Source organism: Duganella margarita, assembly GCF_009857535.1.
Lineage (GTDB): Bacteria > Pseudomonadota > Gammaproteobacteria > Burkholderiales > Burkholderiaceae_D > Rugamonas > Rugamonas margarita.
On sequence record NZ_WWCS01000001.1, the window covers coordinates 349,638 to 366,717 of the forward strand.

Below are 17,080 nucleotides of genomic sequence, written 5' to 3' on the forward strand. Positions count from 1 at the left end.
GCCGAGCTTATGCCAATTATTGGCATGTACTCGCCAAATCCAGGCACGACAGCTCCGTCAAGCCGCATTGCGCAGCCGCTCCTGCCAGCGGTCCTGCATCTCCTGAAGGGTCAGTAAGCTTGCCGGTGATAGATTCACTAATTTCGAAATACGCTCAGCCATCGCAGGCGTGATTCTGGATTGACCATTTAAAATTCGATTGATAGTGGACGGCGACACACCTAATTGCGAAGCAAATTTTCGAGCGCTAGTTTTGCTTGGCTTTCCCAGCCAATGTGCCGGTCTCATAAAACTTGCGTAATCCCTTGTGGCGGAATGAGACGATCATGATCAATATAGACCCGCGTTGTTAACACAACAAGCTGAGCCATTTAAACATTCCGCTACCCCAGTCGTTTAGCGACAGATCATGTAATCGCGGTATCATGGGACCAACTATTTAGGTCTTTCCCCATGAATACTCCAGACCCCTCCCAAGTCGCCGAGCGCCTGGCGCTGTTACGGGCGGCGATGCGTCAGGCGCATATCGATGCGCTGATGATCCCGTCCGCCGATCCGCACCTGTCCGAATACCTGCCCGAGCGCTGGCAGGGCCGCGAATGGGCCTCCGGATTTACCGGCTCGGTCGGCACCCTCATCGTCACGCCGGAATTCGCCGGCCTGTGGACCGATGCCCGCTACTGGACCCAGGCCGAACAGCAACTGGCCGAAACCGGCATCCAGCTGATGAAGCTGACCTCCGGCGCCAGCGTGCAATATGTTGACTGGCTGGCAAGCCACCTGAAATCCGGCCAGACGCTGGCGGTCGACGGCGCCGTGCTCGGCCTGGCCATCGCCCGTCTGCTGCAAACCGCGCTGGACGCCAAAGACGTCACGCTGCGCACCGACCTCGATTTGCTGCAACAGGTGTGGCAGGACCGCCCCGCGCTGCCGACGGCGCCGGTGTTCGAGCACCTGCCGCCGTACGCGTCGAAAAGCCGCAGCGGCAAATTGGCCGATTTGCGCGGCGCCCTGCAGCAGGCCGGCGCCAACCGCCACCTGATCTCGACGCTGGACGATATTGCCTATTTGTTCAACTTGCGCGGCGCCGACGTCAACTTCAATCCGATTTTCCTGTCGCACGCGCTGGTGACGCCCACCCGCGCCACGCTGTACGTCGCCGACGGCAAAGTCTCGCCCGAGCTGCGCGCAGCGCTGGCCGATGAAGGCATCGACGTCGCGCCATACGACTCGGCCGCCGCAGCCCTGGCCGCGCTGCCGGCCGACAGCACGCTGCTGCTCGACCCGCGCCGCGTCACCCACGGCACGCGCCAGTGGATTCCGGCCAAGGTCAAAGTGATCGAGGCGATCAACCCGACCACGCTGGCCAAGTCGCGCAAGAGCGAACAGGACGCCATCCACGTGCGCGCCGCCATGGAGCAGGACGGCGCCGCGCTGTGCGAATTCTTCACCTGGCTGGATCAGACGCTGGCCAACCCGGACCGCGCGCCGCTGACCGAAGTCGATATCGACCAGCAGATCACCGCCGCCCGCGCGCGCCGTCCCGGCTTCGTCAGCCCCAGTTTTGCCACCATCGCCGGCTTTGGCGCCAACGGCGCGATCATGCATTACCGCGCCACCGCCGCCCGCCACGCCACCATTGAAGGCAACGGCCTGCTGCTGATTGATTCCGGCGGCCAGTATTTGGGCGGCACCACCGACATCACCCGCGTGGTGGCGGTCGGCCGCATCGGCGACGAGCACCGTCGCGATGTCACGCTGGTGCTGAAGGCGATGATCGCCTTGTCGGCCACCCGCTTCCCGCGCGGCACCAGGTCGCCGATGCTGGACGCCATCGCCCGCGCACCGCTGTGGGCCGAAGGCCTGGACTACGGCCACGGCACCGGTCACGGCGTCGGCTACTTCCTGAATGTGCACGAAGGGCCACAATCGATTTCACCATCGGCCATGCCGGAGCCCCAGACCGCGATGGAGCCGGGTATGATCACGTCGATTGAACCGGGCTTGTACCGGCCGGGCCGCTGGGGCATCCGCATCGAGAACCTGGTGCTGAACCGCAGCGCCGGCCACACCGAGTTCGGCGAGTTTCTCAATTTTGAGACGCTGACCCTGTGCCCGATCGATACCCGCTGCATTGAACCCACGCTGCTGCGCGATGACGAAAAGCGCTGGCTGAACGATTACCACGCGACGGTGCGCAAGCGCCTGTCGCCCTTGCTGTCCGGCGACGCGCTGGCATGGCTTGTACAACGAACGGAGACATTATGAGCGCACGCGCCACCCGCGCCACCACGGCGGTCGACCGCCTGAAACGCCGCACCGGCAATGAAAAATATTCGATGTCGGTGACCGGCAGCGGCCACTTCTTCCTGTCCGACGGCGCCGGCAATCCGCCGCTGTGCCCACCGATGGAGCTCGACGAGTTCGTCGCCTTCGTCAAGACCATCGCCCCGGAAGCGCCCAAGCGCATGAGCAAACTGGATATCGCCTTCGAAAAGCAGCTGGTTAAAAAATAACGTCAAAATAAAATAAGGCTTCCCATGCCCGCATTCGATTTTCTGTCCGCTTATTGGTCGCATTCCGAACTGGCCACCAATGCGGTGATTCTGCTGAATTTGCTGGGCGCGTTGGCACTGGGACTGATGGTGGGCTACGAACGCTCGTACCACGGCCGCGCCGCCGGCATGCGCACCTATGGCCTGGTGTGCATGGCGTCGGCCGGCCTGACCGTCATCGGCGGCTATCCGGCGCACTGGTTCGGCGGCCATGTGTCGCAGTACCTGATCAGTTCCGATCCGACCCGTATCGTTCAGGGCATCGTCACCGGCATCGGCTTCCTTGGCGCCGGCGTGATCATGCGCGAAGGCTTCAACATCAGCGGCCTGACTACGGCGGCGTCGATCTGGGCCTCGTCGGTGATCGGCGTGATGGTGGGGGTGGGCTTTTATGCCGGCGCCATGGGCCTGGCCGTGCTGTGCGCCGGTTCGATGATCTTCCTGACGCGGCTGGAGGCGTGGCTGCCGTCGCGTCACGCCATCGCCATCACCATGCGCTTCAAGGCCGGCTACAAGCCGCAGGAGCCGGCGCTCAGGGCCATGGCCGGGCAGCGCGGCTACGAGATCGCCGGCGGCTCGCTGATGATCGGCAATGACGGCGGCATGCAGGAGTGGCGCTTCGTCGCCATCGCCTTCAGCAAGCGCAGTGGCGCGCCGATGGCGGTGCTGTCGGCGGAGCTGGCCGAATTCGAAGGCATCCATAGCTATCAACTGACGCACGCGCGCAACTGATATGAACGCACAAGCACAGGCAATATTCGATTTCTGGTTTGCCGGCGAACTGCCGCGCAAGGCGTGGTTTCAAAAGGACGACGCCTTCGACCGCGAGATCGCCCAGCGCTTCGGCGCCGAGATCGAACAGGCGCTGGAAGGCGGCCTGCATCACTGGGACGCCGAAGGACCGCAGGCGGCGCTGGCGCGCATTCTGGTGCTGGACCAGTTCTGCCGCAATGTGTATCGCGGCACGCCGCTGGCGTTCGCAGGCGACCACCAGGCGTTGCAGGCGGCGCTGGACATGATCGACGCCGGCGAGGACCAGGCGCTGGCGCCGTTCGAGCGCGCCTTCGTCTACCTGCCGCTGGAGCATGCCGAGGATATCGCCATGCAGCAACAGGCCGTCGCGCTGTTTACGCGCCTGGCCGAGGCGCAACCAGGCAATCAGGGCATTGCCGGCATGCTGGATTACGCGGTGCGCCACGAGCGGGTGATCCGCCGCTTTGGCCGCTTCCCGCATCGTAACGAGATTTTGCAGCGCGAATCGACGCTGTCCGAACTGGAGTTTCTCAAGCAGCCTGGATCGGGGTTCTGATGGCGCCTGCATTGAATCTGATCGGCGCCGGCCATGTGGGCCGCGTGTTCGGACGGTTGTGGGCGCAACAGGGCGGCTTTCGCATCCAGCAGGTGCTGACGCGCTCTGCGGCGTCGGCGCAGCAGGCGGTCGACTTCATCGGCGCCGGCAGCGTGGCGACGGCTTACGCGCAGCTGCAGCCGGCGGCGGTGCATGTGCTGGCAGTCGGCGACGACCAGATCGTCGCCGCCAGTGCGGCGCTGGCGCGCGCCGTGCCGCTCAAGGACAGCATCGTATTCCATTGCAGCGGCGCGCTGGCGTCCGACCAGTTGGGCGCGGCGCGCGACGCCGGCGCACTGGTGGCCAGCGTGCACCCGATCCGCAGCTTTGCCGATCCGGGGGCGGTGGCTGCCCAATTTTCAGGCACTTTCTGCGGCATCGAGGGCGACCCCGGCGCGTTGGTGGTGCTGACCCCGGCCTTGCAGGCGATCGGCGCGCAGCCGGTGCCGATCGACGCGTCGGCCAAAACCGTGTACCACGCGGCGGCGGTGTTTGCCAGTAATTACCTGGTGACGGTGCTGGACGCGGCGCTGCGCGCCTACCAGGCGGCCGGCATTCCGGAACCGGTGGCGCGGCAGCTGGCGCAGCCGCTGGCCAGTGAATCGATGGCGAATGTGTTCCGGCTCGGCGCGGCGGCGGCATTGAGCGGACCGATCGCGCGTGGCGACCTGGCGACCGTGGCCCGCCAGCAGCAGGCTGTCAGCCAGTGGGACGCCGACACCGGAGCGTTGTATCAGGCTCTTGTCGGTCCGACCACAGCATTGGCCGCCAGAAAGCGGCAGAAATAGGGCTTCCTCGCGTATCTTCTTGCAAATTACTACTTAACAACTATATTTCAACTAGTTAGCCTTGTTGTCCGGGACAAGCTGGTTGCAGTTGTAATGACACGAATTCACAAATAAGTACCGGGATCAGTCGACAAATGCCGCGATTAGCAATAAGCTTGTTTCTTAGAATGTTTTCTATAAGAATCAATCTGCAAGCTAACCGGCGCCAATTTGGATAGTAGGGGTAAGAACATGTTATTTCTGAAAAGTACAACCGTCACAAAAGCGCCTGGCATCTACGATGTAGACATTGCCGCCAAACCGCCTGGCAAGACCTTCGGCGTGTTCCTGGCCACCGATCCGGACAATCCTCCTGCCGAGGTGCTGGCCCAGTTGGCCGCGCTCGGCTTCAAGCAAACGTATAGCGGCGGCTATACCCACAAGGACCGCGGCAAGGTATTGGACCTGCATTTCCAGAAAGCCGGCACCGATCTGTTCGAAGGCTGGAAGGCCGATGAACTGGAAGCCAATATGGCCGCCATTACCGCGCTGTTCGGCGGCATCGGCATCACCATCGCGCCACGCGTCATGAGCCTGGCCGAAGCCTACGCCTAAAGGCTGCGTTTAGGCCTGCACATCGATGTGATACAAGCCCCACGGGCACAAGCCAAACCGCTCCGCTAGCGGTTTGGCGGCCATCTCGGCCACCTTGTCCGCATCGTACACCGCCCACAGTGGTCCCAGCCCGCCTAACGCCATCGGCGCGCCATCCAGATGGGTGGCGACGATGTAGCGCTGCGCCGTGGCCTGGGCCACCGTTACCGTCACCGCAAAACCATCCACCGCGCGCAGCACCAGCCTGGTCGTGCCATGCAGAGTGGCGCCGGCCGCCTTCATCACGTCCACCAGCAGCGGGCCGCTCAGGCCGTGCGGTTTGGCGTCGTATTCCAGCGTCGGCTTGATGGCGATGGCCGGCAGCGCGTTCAGCGCCGCGTAGTCGAAGCCATGCGCGCGCTCGAAGCTGAGCTTTTGCTTGTACATCATCTGATCGCGCACCGGATCGAGCTTGCCTCGGTTGGGCTTGCTGATCGCGCCCGTCACGGTCAGCAGGGTGGGGCCGTTGTCGGCGGCGGCGCGCGCCGGCAAGCTGAGGGTGGCGGACACGCCGGCCAGCGCGGCGGTGCCCAGAAACTGGCGTTTGTGCATGCGAAAACTCCTTGATTGCGTGGTCCGGTATCATACCGCGCATGGACTTATTTGCCGACGACTCCGCCTTCACGCCCATCCCCATCGACGATGGCGAACTGTGGTTCCAGCAGCGCCTGGCGCTGGACCTGGCGCCGGACGAGGTGATGCGCCGCCTGTTGGCCGAAACCGACTGGCGCGCAGAGCAGATCCAGGTGTGGGGCAAGCTGCACATGCAGCCGCGGCTGTCGGCCTGGCATGGCGAGGCCAGCTACCGCTATTCGGGCAAGACCTTCCATCCGCTGCCGTTTACGCCGCTCCAGCTGCACATCAAGCAGGTGGTCGAGCAGGTCACCGGCCGGCGCTTCAACAGCGTGCTGCTCAACTACTACCGCGACGAGCGCGACAGCATGGGCTTCCACGCCGACGACGAGCGCGAACTGGGCCCCGATCCGGCGGTCGCCTCGGTCAGCTTTGGCGCGCCGCGCACCTTCATCCTCAAGCACCGCACGCTGCCGAAGACCATCAAGCTGGCGCTGGGCGACGGCTGCCTGCTGCTGATGGCGGGAACGCTGCAACAACACTGGCTGCACGGCATCAACAAGGAACGCACGCCGCGCGGGCCGCGCATCAACCTGACCTTTCGGCTGATTGCCTGAGCGGTGGCGCTTCCGCGCCATGCCGCCGGCGCCAGTCGGCCACCGCCTGCTCGACCGGCTCCAGCGCGTTGAATACGCGTACGCCGGCCGGCGCCGGCAGGTCGGCCGGCACGCCGCTGCCGCCAGCCCATACCTCCACCGATGGCGGCAGCGCGGCGCGCAGGCTGCCCAGGGTATGCGCCACATGCTTGCGGGCGCTAAAGGAGCTGAACGATAGCGCCACGATGTCGGCGCCGCATTCCCGCGCGCCTTCCTCGATCTCATGCATGGGCAGTTCGGTGCCGAGCTGGATGCAGGGCGCGGCCATGCTGGCCAATATCGCCTGCACCATCAGGTTGCCCAGGGCGTGATGTTCGCCATGCGGCGTGGCCAGCATGACCAATGGCCGGCCGCTGGCGGTGCGCAGCGTGGCCAGCGCGTTCTGGATCAGCATCGCCACCTGCACGCTGTACGCATGTTCGCACCGCACCGGCAGCCAGCCGTGCTGCCACGCCTCACCGACCTCGACGTTGAGCGGCGCCAGGATGTCGATGACGAAGCGGCGCAAGCCGAGCGACATCAGGCGCAGCTGCAGCAGGTTGCGGAATTCGTCAAAGCGGTACTGGCGCAGCAGCTGGATGGCCACATGGCGCGGGCGCTCCTGCGCGCCTTGCTGGTCGGTCAGCGCCGCCAGGTCGGCGCCGCCGCCGCTGAGCAGTTTGCCGGCGCGATGGCCCTGCGCCATCAGGCGGCGAATGTTCAACAGCCGCTCGACCTGGTGGGGGGGATAGACGCGGTGACCGAACTCGTCGCGTAGCGGGCGGGGAAAGCCGTAGCGGCGCTCCCACATGCGCAGCGTGGCTTGCGGAATGCCAGTGTGACGTTCGACATCGCCGATGGGCATCAAGGTGGTCATGCGCGCTCCTGTTTGCACCAGTGTACTGCGCGCCCCGGGCAGTGGGCGCGCGCATGGTTTTGTTGGGCCGAACTGACAGTCATCGAAATTGCCCAAAAAAAGATGTTTCGGCGCCTGCCGCGTTTGTTCTGAACAAACGGCGCACACACCACTGCGGTAATGCCACCCGGCACCTTTGTTCAGAACGATGGCGGCCATGGCGCAGGTTGAAGCGGCGGGCATGCCGCGCGGCGTCGACACAAGCGCCGTCCTAGCTGGTATGTTGGACCAACCTGCTGATTGCAGCTTATCGCCGAGGAGCATCTATGTTGAAGAGTATGAAAGTCAGTTCCAAACTGATAGCAGGGTTTATCTGTGTCGCAGTGCTGGGCGCGTTGGTGGCCGGCATCGGCATCGTCAGTATGGGCCGCATCAATGACATGGCCGAGACGATGTACACCGATGACCTGCTGGGCCTGTCATACATCAAGGAAGCCAACATCAACCTGATTTACGTGGGCCGCTCGCGTGGCAATTTTCTGCTGGCCACGACGGAAGCCGAGCGTGCGGGCCACCGCAAGGACATCACGAATTATCTGAAGGTGATCGACGATTACCTGGCCCGGGCCGCGCCGTTGTTTGTGACGCCGGAGGCGAAGAAATTGCTGGCCGATTATGCCCGCGAAACCCAGCAGTACCGGCAGCTGCTGGGCACGGCGCTGGATCGCGCCGAGGCGGAGCCCTTGCAGCAACGCAGTCCGGAGCTGACCCAACTGCTCACCAACGCACGCAGCCAGGCCAACGTGCTGGACGACATGCTGACCGCCATGACCAAGATCAAGGAGAAGCGCGCCAGCGACAAGGCCGCTGAAACCAAGGCGCTGTTCCGCTCCAGCGAGATGCTGATGGCCTGCCTGGTGATCGGCAGCCTGGTGCTGGGCGTCGGCCTTGGTGTGCTGATCACGCGCAGCCTGACCCGCCAGCTCGGCGGCGAACCGTCGTACGCCGCCGAAGTGGCCGGCAAGATTGCCGGCGGCGACCTGACGGTGGACGTCGCCCTCGGCCAGAACGACCAAAGCAGTGTGCTGTTCGCCATGAAGCACATGCGCGACAGCCTGGGCGGCATCGTCGGCCAGGTGCGCAGCGGCACCGACACCATCGCCACCGCCTCGGCGCAGATTGCCAGCGGCACGCAGGACCTGTCGTCCCGCACCGAGGAGCAGGCCGGCGCGCTGGAAGAGACCGCCTCGTCGATGGAGGAACTCACCTCCACCGTGCGCGCCAACGCCGACCATGCGCGCCAGGCCAACGAACTGGCGCGGTCGGCCTCGAGCGTGGCGCAGAAGGGCGGCGCCGTGGTCAACGAGGTGATCGGCACCATGAGCGCGATCAACGCGTCGTCCGGCAAGATCGCCGACATCATCGGCGTCATCGATGGCATCGCGTTCCAGACCAACATCCTGGCGTTGAACGCGGCGGTGGAGGCAGCCCGCGCGGGCGAACAGGGCCGCGGCTTCGCAGTGGTGGCGTCGGAAGTGCGCACGCTGGCGCAACGCTCGGCCACCGCCGCCAAGGAAATCAAGCAGCTGATCGACGAGTCGGTGAGCAAGGTCGGTGACGGCGCGCGTCAGGTGGACGAGGCCGGCGTGACGATGCGCGAAATCGTCGCCAGCATCCAGCGCGTGACCGACATCATGGCCGACATCCAGGCCGCCAGCGGCGAACAGACCACCGGCATCGAGCAGATCAACCAGGCCATCGTACAGATGGACCAGGTCACGCAGCAGAACGCCGCGCTGGTCGAGGAATCGGCGGCGGCGTCGGAGGCGATGCAGGATCAGGCCCGCAAGCTGGCCGAACTGGTCAGCGTGTTCCGCGTAGCGCCAGGCCGTTCAGGCACGGCCGCGCCGGCGGCGCCGCGTCTCAGTCCGCGTCCGCCGGTGCGGGTGGCGGCCAAACCGGCGCCCAAACTGGCCCGGCCGGCGCCCGCCAAGTCTGTTGTTAAAGAATCGGCAAGCGATTGGGAGGAATTTTAAGCTATCCTTAAGTTTGGCGCATCTTGAAATTTCCCAATGATCATTTGGCTTACATCTCGTCACACTTCTTACTAATTCGGCCGTGACGTTGGTTGGCGGGAGTGCTATCTTGGATACATCGCAATTCAATAGCAACTGCGATCCCAAGCAAGTCCCGCTTCAACCATTTTGCTGAAAGATCAAAATCATGAAAAAAATTATCTTTGCTTTAGTCGCTTCCGCCGCCGCTTTGAGTGGTTCCGCAGCTTTCGCCCAATCCAATACCCAGGATGCAGCCGGCACCGGTTACATCGGTGCAGGCGTGGTTGGTAGCCGTTATGACTTCGGCGATTCCGTCGGCGCCGGCGCCGTCAGTGGCGACAACCACAGCGGTACCAAGGCAGCTGGCAAGATCTATGGTGGCTATAACATCGACAACACCTGGGCAGTGGAAGCCGGTTACACCGACTTCGGTAAACGCAGCTACAACTACACGCAGAACGGCGCCGCCGGCGGCCTGAACACCGACGCGCACTCGTACTATGTGGCGGGTAAAGGCACCTGGCCAGTGGCCCGTGACTTCGCCGTATTCGGCAAGCTGGGTGTGGCCCGCAACCACAACGAAGTGACCACCTCGGGCATCGCCTCGGTGAACGGCAGCGACAACAAAACCGCGCTGTACGCTTCGGTTGGTGGCGAGTACGCCATCAACAAGAACGTCAAAGTCTCGCTGGAATATGAGAACTACGGCAAGAGCGACATCGACACCGGCCGTAAAGCCGGCGCCGTTACCGCCGGCCTGCGCTACAACTTCTAAGCGCACCGCAGTGTAAAAAAGCCGGGCCTGCTCACGCAGGTCCGGCTTTTTGCTGTGCAGCAGACCTCAGCCAGGCTGATTAGTTGGTCAGCGGCTTGTAGCGGATGCGTTTTGGCTTGGCGCCTTCTTCACCCAGGCGTTTCTTCTTGTCGGCTTCGTACTCCTGGTAGTTGCCGTCGAAGAAGGTGACTTGCGAGTTGCCTTCGAATGCCAGGATGTGGGTGGCGATACGGTCCAGGAACCAGCGATCGTGCGAAATCACCATCACGGAACCGGCGAATTCCAGCAGCGCATCTTCCAGCGCACGCAGGGTTTCGATGTCCAGATCGTTTGACGGTTCATCCAGCAGCAGGACGTTGCCGCCCTTGAGCAGCGTCTTGGCCAGATGCAGGCGGCCGCGCTCACCACCGGACAGGTTGCCAACGATCTTCTGCTGGTCGCCGCCCTTGAAGTTGAAGCGGCCCAGGTAGGCGCGCGACGGCATTTCGAAGCGGCCCACGCTGAGGATGTCGGCGCCGCCGGAGACGTCTTCAAACACGGTCTTGGCATCTTGCAGCTTGTCGCGATTCTGGTCGACCAGCGACACGCGCGCGGTCTGGCCGATCACCACTTCACCGCTGTCCGGCTGATCCAGGCCGGCGATCATCTTGAACAGCGTCGATTTACCGGCGCCGTTCGGGCCGATGATGCCGACGATGGCGCCCGGCGGAATGGTGAACGACACATTGTCCAGCAGCAGGCGGTCGCCGAAGCCTTTCGACACGTTCTTGAATTCGATCACTTCATTGCCCAGACGCTCGGCCACAGGGATGAAAATCTCCTGGGTCTCGTTGCGCTTCTGGTATTCGTACTCGCTCAGCTCGTTGAAGCGGGCCAGACGGGCTTTCGATTTGGCCTGGCGCGCCTTCGGATTCTGACGCGACCATTCCAGTTCTTTTTGCAGCGCGCGCTGGCGCGCCGATTCGGTGGCTTCTTCCTGCTTCAGGCGGTCCTGCTTCTGATCCAGCCACGACGAGTAGTTGCCTTTCCATGGAATGCCATGGCCACGGTCCAGTTCCAGAATCCACTCGGCGGCGTTGTCGAGGAAGTAGCGATCGTGGGTGATGCCGACCACGGTGCCCGGGAAGCGCAGCAGGAACTGCTCCAGCCATTCGACCGATTCCGCATCCAGGTGATTGGTTGGTTCGTCGAGCAGCAGCATGTCCGGCTTGGACAGCAGCAGCTTGCACAGCGCCACGCGGCGCTTTTCACCACCGGACAGGATGCCGACCTTGGCGTCCCATGGCGGCAGGCGCAGCGCGTCGGCGGCCATTTCCAGCTGCAGATTCAGGTTGCCGCCGTCGGACGACGAGATGATCGCTTCCAGGCGCGCCTGCTCGGCGGCCAGCGCGTCGAAGTCGGCGTCTTCGTCGGCGTAGGCGGCGTACACGGCGTCCAGCTTGGCTTGCGCTTCAAAGGCTTCGCCCAGGCCGGATTCCACTTCCTGGCGCACGGTTTTTTCCGGGTCCAGCTGCGGTTCCTGCGGCAGGTAGCCGATGTTCAGGCCCGGCATCGGGCGCGCTTCGCCCTGAATGTCGGTGTCGATGCCTGCCATGATTTTCAGCAGGGTGGACTTGCCCGAGCCGTTCAGGCCCAGTACGCCGATCTTGGCGCCCGGGAAGAAGGACAGCGAGATATCTTTCAGGATCTGGCGTTTGGGCGGGACGATTTTGCCCACGCGATTCATGGTGTAGACGTAATTGGCCATTACTGAGGCTTTCTAAAAAAATAAACAATGCTGATTGTACAGGCGATGGCGTGCATTATAGGCGCGCCGCCGGCCAGGCGGCACGCGTGCGCCATCGCCGCAGCGCTTTATTTCAGCGCGGTGCTGGCCGGCACCACCGGCAGCAGGACCGAGCTGGCGCCGGCCGCGCCGCGCTGCACCGAGATCGTCGCTTTCTGGAAATCTTGCGGTTTGGCGAAGAAGATATTCGGCACGAAAGTCTGCGGATTGCGGTCATACAGCGGGAACTGCGACGACTGGATCTGCACCATGATGCGGTGGCCCGGCTTGAACACGTAATTCACGGTTGGCAGGCGGAATTTGTATTCCTGCACCACGCCGGCCGGAATCGCCGTCGGATGCTCAAAGCTCTGGCGGTAGCGGCCGCGGAAGATGTCCTGGCTGATCGCCAGCTGGTAGCCGCCCATTTCCGGCTGCTCGGCCACAAACGGCGGGAACACGTCGATCAGCTTGACGACGAAGTCGCCGTCGGTGCCGGTGGTCTTGGCGAAGATATCGGCCATCGGCGCGCCTTGCAGCGTGACCGGCGCGGTCAGCACCGGCGTCTGGTACGACAGCACATCGGTGCGGGTGGCCACCGCGCGCTGGTCCTGCAGCAGCCAGGTGGTCCAGCGGTCGTGGTCGGCAAAGCTGACCGGCGGCGCCAGGAACGGCACCGGCTTGGCCGGATCGGAAACATAGCTGTCCTCGCCGGCCGGCGCCGCCTGGAACGCCAGGCCGCTGTCGGCTTGCAGGTACAGCGGCGTCAGCTGGGTGGTGCCCGGCCAGTCGGCGAACTTGTCCCATTGCTTGTTGGCGGCGTTGAAGATCATCACCGGCGCCAGCGGTTCGGCCGGCTTGCGGTCCTTCAGATAGGTGTTGAAGAACGGGATCAGCACGTCGCGGCGGAAATCGGCGGCGGTGTCGCCATTCCACTTGAGCGGACCCAGGCGCTCGGCGGCGCGGTTGATCTGGCTGTGATACCACGGCCCCATCACCAGGTGGTTATTGCCGGCCTTGCCCTTGGCCTTCAGCGCTTCCCAGGCGGTGATGGCGCCGTACATGTCTTCCTGGTCCCACAGGCCTTGCAGCCACATGGTCGGCACGCTGGACGGCTTGGCGGTCATCATCTTGTCCACTGCCTGTAACTGCCAGAAGGCGTCGTACGACGGATGGGCCGCCAGGCGGTTCCAGAAGCCCAGCTGGTCGAAACCGTGCTGCCTGGCCCAGTTGCCGGCGGTACCGGCGTCGAGGAAGGTCTGGTAATCGTCGGCGCCGGGACGCGGCACAGTGCTGCCCTTGCCGGTCTTGCTGGTCTGGCCGGAGAAATAATCGAGGTTGACCTGACGGAAGGCGCCGTAGTGGAACCAGTCGTCGCCCATCCAGCCGTCGACCATCGGGCTTTCCGGCGCCGCCACCTTCAGCGCCGGGTGCGGGTCGCGCAGCGCCATGGTGACGGTCCAGCCGTCGTAGGACGAGCCGATCATGCCGACCCGCTGATTGCTTTCCTTGACGTTCTTCGTCAGCCACTCGATGGTGTCCCAGGCGTCGGTGGTGTCATCGGTCTTGGTGGTGTTGAGCGGGCCGATCGGCGGGCGCGTCATCACATACTTGCCTTCCGAGCCGTACTTGCCGCGGATGTCCTGGTACACCAGGATATAGCCGTCGTCGGCCCATTCGCGGTTGGCCGAGCGCACCGCGTCGCGCAAATTCAGCGGGCCTTTCTGCGCAAAGCCCTCGGCATCGTACGGGGTGCGTTCCAGCAGCATCGGCAGCTCGCGCGCGCCGTTCGGCACCATGATCACGGTATGCAGCTTGACGCCGTCGCGCATCGGTATCATCACCTCGCGCCGCACGTAGTTGTAGGCTTCCTCCGGGGCTTTCCATTTGGCCGGGATATCGCTGCCGAGCTGGATCATGGACGCGTCCGGCGTCTGCGCCAGCGCCGCGTTGGCGGCCAGTGCCGTGGTGAGGAGGAGGGGGAGAAGATGATTACGCATGCCGCAGGCCCTTTAAGTACTGTGTGGAAAGTCGTTCAATTGTAGACCAGACAGCCTGCATTGGCGTCAGGCGGGCGCGCGATTTCGCCGGCTGACCCACAGCCCCTCCAGCACGTACAGGATCAAGGCTGTCCAGATGACCAGGAAGCCGGCCAGCCGGGCGGCAGGGAAGGCTTCGTGGAACACCCACACGCCCAGCAGCGCCTGCATGGTCGGCGACAGATACTGGATCAGCCCCAGCACCGCCATCGGAATCTTGCGCGCGCCGGCGGCAAACAGCAGCAGCGGAATCGCCGTGATCGGCCCGGCGGCGGCCAGCAGCCAGCGGGTGCTGTCGTGCGGCGTATTCAGGAAGGCGTTGTGGCCGTGCCAGCTGAGCCACAGCACATACACCAGCGCCAGCGGGAACAGAATCATGGTTTCCAGCGACAAGCCTTCCAGCGCCGCCAGCGCGGCGGTCTTGCGCAGCAGGCCGTAGCCGCCGAAGGTGAGGCCTAAAATCAAGGCAATCCACGGCAGTTCGCCGGCCTGCCAGGTCAGCCAGGCCACGCCGCTGGCGGCCACCGCCATGGCGATCCACTGGCCGCGGCGCAATTTCTCCTTCAGCACCACCAGCCCCAGCAGCACGTTGATCAGCGGATTGATGAAATAGCCGAGGCTGGCGTCGATGACGTGGCCGTTGTTGACCGACCAGATATAGATGAACCAGTTGGCGGTCAGCAGCAGCGCGCTGGCGACAAAGCTGGCCAGGATGCGCGGCTGGCGCAACACCTTGGGCAGCCATTTCCATTGCTGGCGCACGGTCAGCACGATCGCCAGGAACAACAGCGACCACAGCATGCGATGGGCGAGGATTTCCTGCGGCGGCACCTCGTCGAGGGCATGGAAATACAACGGGAACAGGCCCCAGCAAAAGAACGCGAGCGTGGCGTACAGAATACCTAAGTTCATGGGGCGGATCGGCTAAAAGGTGTGGACAGTCTGACATTATCTCCCATCTGTGTCCGCTCCGCTGGCGGCCGCACTCGCGCTCGCGTCCGTGGCGGCGTACACTCACGGTATTGACCGTTTTGAACGATTTCTTATGCCAAAATCTCCTTGCCTTTTGCAAAGTCTTGACCTATTGTGCAATGCACCAAAACAACAACAGGTGCAATCTTGACCGAGCAACACAAGAAAAGCAGTCTCGCGGCACTCACGCTGGCGGCTGTCGGCATCGTTTATGGCGACATCGGTACCAGTCCCCTCTACACCCTCAAAACCATCTTCGATCCCGAGCACGGCCTGGCGCTGAGCGAAGGCAATCTGCTGGGCATCATTTCGCTGATTTTCTGGGGCCTGACGCTGATCGTGTCGCTGAAATACGTGACGCTGGTGCTGCGCGCCGATAACCGCGGCGAAGGCGGCATCATGGCGCTGATGGCATTGGCGCTCAATTCGGTCACCAAGGCGGCGCCGCGCTGGCACTATCCGCTGATGCTGCTGGGCGTCTTCGGCGCCACCATGTTCTACGGCGACTCGGTGATCACCCCGGCGATTTCGGTGCTGGGCGCGATCGAGGGCCTGGAAGTGGCGGCGACCGGACTGGAACAGTACATCGTGCCGCTGACCATCATCGTGCTGATCACGCTGTACGCCATGCAGCGCCACGGCACCGCCGGCATCGGCCGCTTCTTCGGCCCGATCATGGTGGTGTGGTTTGCCGCGCTGGCCGTCATGGGCCTGGTCAACATCGTCGAAGCGCCGCAGATCCTGTACGCGCTCAATCCCTATCATGCGCTGCGCTTCATGTACGAAAACCGCATGATCGCCTTCGTCGCGCTGGGCGCGGTGGTGCTGTCGCTGACCGGCGCCGAGGCGCTGTATGCGGACATGGGCCACTTCGGCAAGAAGCCGATCCGCGCCGCCTGGTTCCTGATCGTGTTCCCGGCGCTGGCGCTGAACTACCTGGGCCAGGGCGCGCTGCTGCTGACCCGTCCCGACGCGGTATCGAATCCCTTCTTCCACCAGCTGGGCGAGTGGAGCGTGTACCCGCTGGTGGTGCTGTCGACGCTGGCGGCGGTGATCGCCTCGCAGGCCACCATCTCCGGCACCTTCTCGATGACCAAGCAGGCCATCGCCCTCGGCCTGCTGCCGCGCATGCGCATCCTGCACACCTCGGCCAGCGAGATCGGCCAGATCTACATCCCGGCCGTCAACTGGCTGCAACTGGCGGTGGTGCTGCTGGCGGTGGTGGGCTTCGGCTCGTCGGACAAGCTGGCCGGCGCCTACGGCATCGCGGTCACCGCCACCATGCTGGCCACCACCTTCCTGACCTTCTTCGTGATCCGCTACCGCTGGCATTTGCCGCTGGCGCTGTGCTTCGCTGCCACCGGCTTCTTCATCGCGATCGACATCGCGCTGTTCTCGGCCAGCACGCTGAAGCTGTTCCACGGCGGCTGGTTCCCGCTGCTGCTGGGTTCCATCCTGTTCACCGTGATGCTGACCTGGAAGCGCGGCCGCGAACTGGTGTTCGAGAATCTGCAGAAGCACGCGATTCCGCTGGAAGACTTCCTGTCCTCGCTGTTTGTGGCGCCGCCGACCCGCGTCTACGGCACCGCCATCTTCCTGCGCGGCGAGAGCGACGGCGTGCCGCACGCGCTGCTGCACAACCTGTCGCACAACAAGGTGCTGCATGAACGGGTGGTGTTCTTCACCGTGCACGTGGTGGAAGAGCCGTGGGTGCCCGAGGATGAACAGGTCAAGGTGACGGACCTGGGCCACCAGTGCTACCAGTTGAACGTCTACTACGGCTTCAAGGACGAACCGGATATTCCGAAGGTGCTGGCGCTGTGCGAATGCCTTGGCCTGCCGTTCGAGATGATGGAGACATCGTTCTTCATCGCCCGCCAGACGGTGATTTCGACGCCGGGCTCCGGCATGGCGACCTGGCGCGAGCACCTGTTTGTGGCGATGTCGCGCAATGCGCGCGGCGCCGCCGACTACTACCAGATTCCTCCCAACCGCGTGATTGAACTTGGCACGCAAGTGGAAATTTGAATACAAAATAATGTAACTGAATGTAGTGCCGGGAGTGTAAGTGCCGACGTCTGATA

Annotated in this window: 16 protein-coding genes; 10 read left to right on the plus strand and 6 right to left on the minus strand. The window is 63.6% G+C overall.

Going from position 1 to position 17,080, the window contains the following annotated elements:
• Positions 1–57: 57 nt before the first annotated feature.
• Positions 58–288 (minus strand): HigA family addiction module antitoxin, encoded by a 231-nt coding sequence (locus GTP55_RS30315; RefSeq protein ID WP_161043253.1) that lies wholly within the window; start codon positions 286–288, stop codon positions 58–60.
• Between the two features lie 165 nt (positions 289–453).
• Here GTP55_RS30315 and GTP55_RS01710 point away from each other — a divergent pair, with 165 nt between their 5' ends.
• The 6 genes from GTP55_RS01710 to GTP55_RS01735 all read left to right on the plus strand — a co-directional run bounded on the left by GTP55_RS01710 (position 454) and on the right by GTP55_RS01735 (position 5,285).
• Positions 454–2,268, plus strand: coding sequence for an aminopeptidase P family protein (locus GTP55_RS01710; RefSeq protein ID WP_161043254.1), 1,815 nt, complete (start codon positions 454–456; stop codon positions 2,266–2,268).
• Positions 2,265–2,516 (plus strand): hypothetical protein, encoded by a 252-nt coding sequence (locus GTP55_RS01715; RefSeq protein ID WP_161043255.1) that lies wholly within the window; start codon positions 2,265–2,267, stop codon positions 2,514–2,516. Before GTP55_RS01710 ends, GTP55_RS01715 begins: the two co-directional genes overlap by 4 nt.
• 24 nt (positions 2,517–2,540) lie before the next feature.
• Positions 2,541–3,287: an MgtC/SapB family protein gene (locus GTP55_RS01720; protein ID WP_161043256.1), complete on the plus strand. Its 747-nt coding sequence runs from the start codon at positions 2,541–2,543 to the stop codon at positions 3,285–3,287.
• A 1-nt stretch (position 3,288) separates the two neighbouring features.
• On the plus strand, positions 3,289–3,864 hold the full coding sequence (locus tag GTP55_RS01725) for a DUF924 family protein (protein ID WP_161043257.1): 576 nt from the start codon (positions 3,289–3,291) through the stop codon (positions 3,862–3,864).
• On the plus strand, positions 3,864–4,691 hold the full coding sequence (locus tag GTP55_RS01730) for a Rossmann-like and DUF2520 domain-containing protein (RefSeq protein WP_161043258.1): 828 nt from the start codon (positions 3,864–3,866) through the stop codon (positions 4,689–4,691). Before GTP55_RS01725 ends, GTP55_RS01730 begins: the two co-directional genes overlap by 1 nt.
• Positions 4,692–4,922: 231 nt before the next feature.
• Complete coding sequence (locus tag GTP55_RS01735) at positions 4,923–5,285, plus strand: hypothetical protein (protein ID WP_161043259.1); 363 nt, start codon at positions 4,923–4,925, stop codon at positions 5,283–5,285.
• 9 nt (positions 5,286–5,294) lie between these two features.
• Here GTP55_RS01735 and GTP55_RS01740 read toward each other — a convergent pair whose 3' ends face one another.
• Entirely contained in the window at positions 5,295–5,876 is a 582-nt protein-coding gene (locus tag GTP55_RS01740; protein WP_161043260.1) for a putative pterin-binding protein, read from the minus strand.
• A 41-nt stretch (positions 5,877–5,917) separates the two neighbouring features.
• On the opposite strand from GTP55_RS01740, the gene GTP55_RS01745 reads away from it, so the two are divergent.
• Positions 5,918–6,514: an alpha-ketoglutarate-dependent dioxygenase AlkB family protein gene (locus GTP55_RS01745; protein WP_161043261.1), complete on the plus strand. Its 597-nt coding sequence runs from the start codon at positions 5,918–5,920 to the stop codon at positions 6,512–6,514.
• Here the strand turns inward: GTP55_RS01745 and GTP55_RS01750 are convergent.
• Positions 6,486–7,409 carry a MerR family transcriptional regulator gene (locus tag GTP55_RS01750; RefSeq protein WP_161043262.1) on the minus strand — a complete coding sequence of 308 codons (924 nt, stop codon included), beginning with the start codon at positions 7,407–7,409 and terminating at the stop codon, positions 6,486–6,488. The genes GTP55_RS01745 and GTP55_RS01750 overlap by 29 nt on opposite strands.
• 305 nt (positions 7,410–7,714) lie before the next feature.
• Here GTP55_RS01750 and GTP55_RS30175 point away from each other — a divergent pair, with 305 nt between their 5' ends.
• Both GTP55_RS30175 and GTP55_RS01760 read left to right on the plus strand, forming a co-directional pair.
• Positions 7,715–9,424 (plus strand): methyl-accepting chemotaxis protein, encoded by a 1,710-nt coding sequence (locus tag GTP55_RS30175; RefSeq protein WP_161043263.1) that lies wholly within the window; start codon positions 7,715–7,717, stop codon positions 9,422–9,424.
• A gap of 187 nt (positions 9,425–9,611) precedes the next feature.
• On the plus strand, positions 9,612–10,220 hold the full coding sequence (locus GTP55_RS01760) for an outer membrane beta-barrel protein (RefSeq protein ID WP_161043264.1): 609 nt from the start codon (positions 9,612–9,614) through the stop codon (positions 10,218–10,220).
• A 79-nt stretch (positions 10,221–10,299) separates the two neighbouring features.
• On the opposite strand, the gene ettA is transcribed toward GTP55_RS01760, so the two are convergent.
• The 3 genes from ettA to rarD all read right to left on the minus strand — a co-directional run bounded on the left by ettA (position 10,300) and on the right by rarD (position 14,936).
• A complete protein-coding gene (gene ettA / locus GTP55_RS01765; RefSeq protein WP_110846114.1) occupies positions 10,300–11,967 on the minus strand; it encodes an energy-dependent translational throttle protein EttA in 1,668 nt (555 codons plus the stop codon).
• Between the two features lie 107 nt (positions 11,968–12,074).
• The gene (locus tag GTP55_RS01770; protein ID WP_161043265.1) at positions 12,075–13,985 is read right to left on the minus strand and encodes a CocE/NonD family hydrolase; all 1,911 of its coding nucleotides are present in this window, start codon (positions 13,983–13,985) and stop codon (positions 12,075–12,077) included.
• Positions 13,986–14,051: 66 nt separating this feature from the next.
• Positions 14,052–14,936 carry an EamA family transporter RarD gene (gene rarD, locus GTP55_RS01775; RefSeq protein ID WP_161043266.1) on the minus strand — a complete coding sequence of 295 codons (885 nt, stop codon included), beginning with the start codon at positions 14,934–14,936 and terminating at the stop codon, positions 14,052–14,054.
• A 207-nt stretch (positions 14,937–15,143) separates the two neighbouring features.
• Here rarD and GTP55_RS01780 point away from each other — a divergent pair, with 207 nt between their 5' ends.
• Positions 15,144–17,024 (plus strand): potassium transporter Kup, encoded by a 1,881-nt coding sequence (locus GTP55_RS01780; protein WP_161043267.1) that lies wholly within the window; start codon positions 15,144–15,146, stop codon positions 17,022–17,024.
• Positions 17,025–17,080 lie beyond the last annotated feature (56 nt).

What these genes read in the sequence shown, in the direction of transcription:
- GTP55_RS30315 (WP_161043253.1), bottom strand. Translation starts at nt 288, where the DNA reads ATGAGACCGGCACATTGGCTGGGAAAGCCAAGCAAAACTAGCGCTCGA.
- GTP55_RS01710 (WP_161043254.1), top strand. Translation starts at nt 454, where the DNA reads ATGAATACTCCAGACCCCTCCCAAGTCGCCGAGCGCCTGGCGCTGTTA.
- GTP55_RS01715 (WP_161043255.1), top strand. Translation starts at nt 2,265, where the DNA reads ATGAGCGCACGCGCCACCCGCGCCACCACGGCGGTCGACCGCCTGAAA.
- GTP55_RS01720 (WP_161043256.1), top strand. Translation starts at nt 2,541, where the DNA reads ATGCCCGCATTCGATTTTCTGTCCGCTTATTGGTCGCATTCCGAACTG.
- GTP55_RS01725 (WP_161043257.1), top strand. Translation starts at nt 3,289, where the DNA reads ATGAACGCACAAGCACAGGCAATATTCGATTTCTGGTTTGCCGGCGAA.
- GTP55_RS01730 (WP_161043258.1), top strand. Translation starts at nt 3,864, where the DNA reads ATGGCGCCTGCATTGAATCTGATCGGCGCCGGCCATGTGGGCCGCGTG.
- GTP55_RS01735 (WP_161043259.1), top strand. Translation starts at nt 4,923, where the DNA reads ATGTTATTTCTGAAAAGTACAACCGTCACAAAAGCGCCTGGCATCTAC.
- GTP55_RS01740 (WP_161043260.1), bottom strand. Translation starts at nt 5,876, where the DNA reads ATGCACAAACGCCAGTTTCTGGGCACCGCCGCGCTGGCCGGCGTGTCC.
- GTP55_RS01745 (WP_161043261.1), top strand. Translation starts at nt 5,918, where the DNA reads ATGGACTTATTTGCCGACGACTCCGCCTTCACGCCCATCCCCATCGAC.
- GTP55_RS01750 (WP_161043262.1), bottom strand. Translation starts at nt 7,409, where the DNA reads ATGACCACCTTGATGCCCATCGGCGATGTCGAACGTCACACTGGCATT.
- GTP55_RS30175 (WP_161043263.1), top strand. Translation starts at nt 7,715, where the DNA reads ATGTTGAAGAGTATGAAAGTCAGTTCCAAACTGATAGCAGGGTTTATC.
- GTP55_RS01760 (WP_161043264.1), top strand. Translation starts at nt 9,612, where the DNA reads ATGAAAAAAATTATCTTTGCTTTAGTCGCTTCCGCCGCCGCTTTGAGT.
- ettA (WP_110846114.1), bottom strand. Translation starts at nt 11,967, where the DNA reads ATGGCCAATTACGTCTACACCATGAATCGCGTGGGCAAAATCGTCCCG.
- GTP55_RS01770 (WP_161043265.1), bottom strand. Translation starts at nt 13,985, where the DNA reads ATGCGTAATCATCTTCTCCCCCTCCTCCTCACCACGGCACTGGCCGCC.
- rarD (WP_161043266.1), bottom strand. Translation starts at nt 14,936, where the DNA reads ATGAACTTAGGTATTCTGTACGCCACGCTCGCGTTCTTTTGCTGGGGC.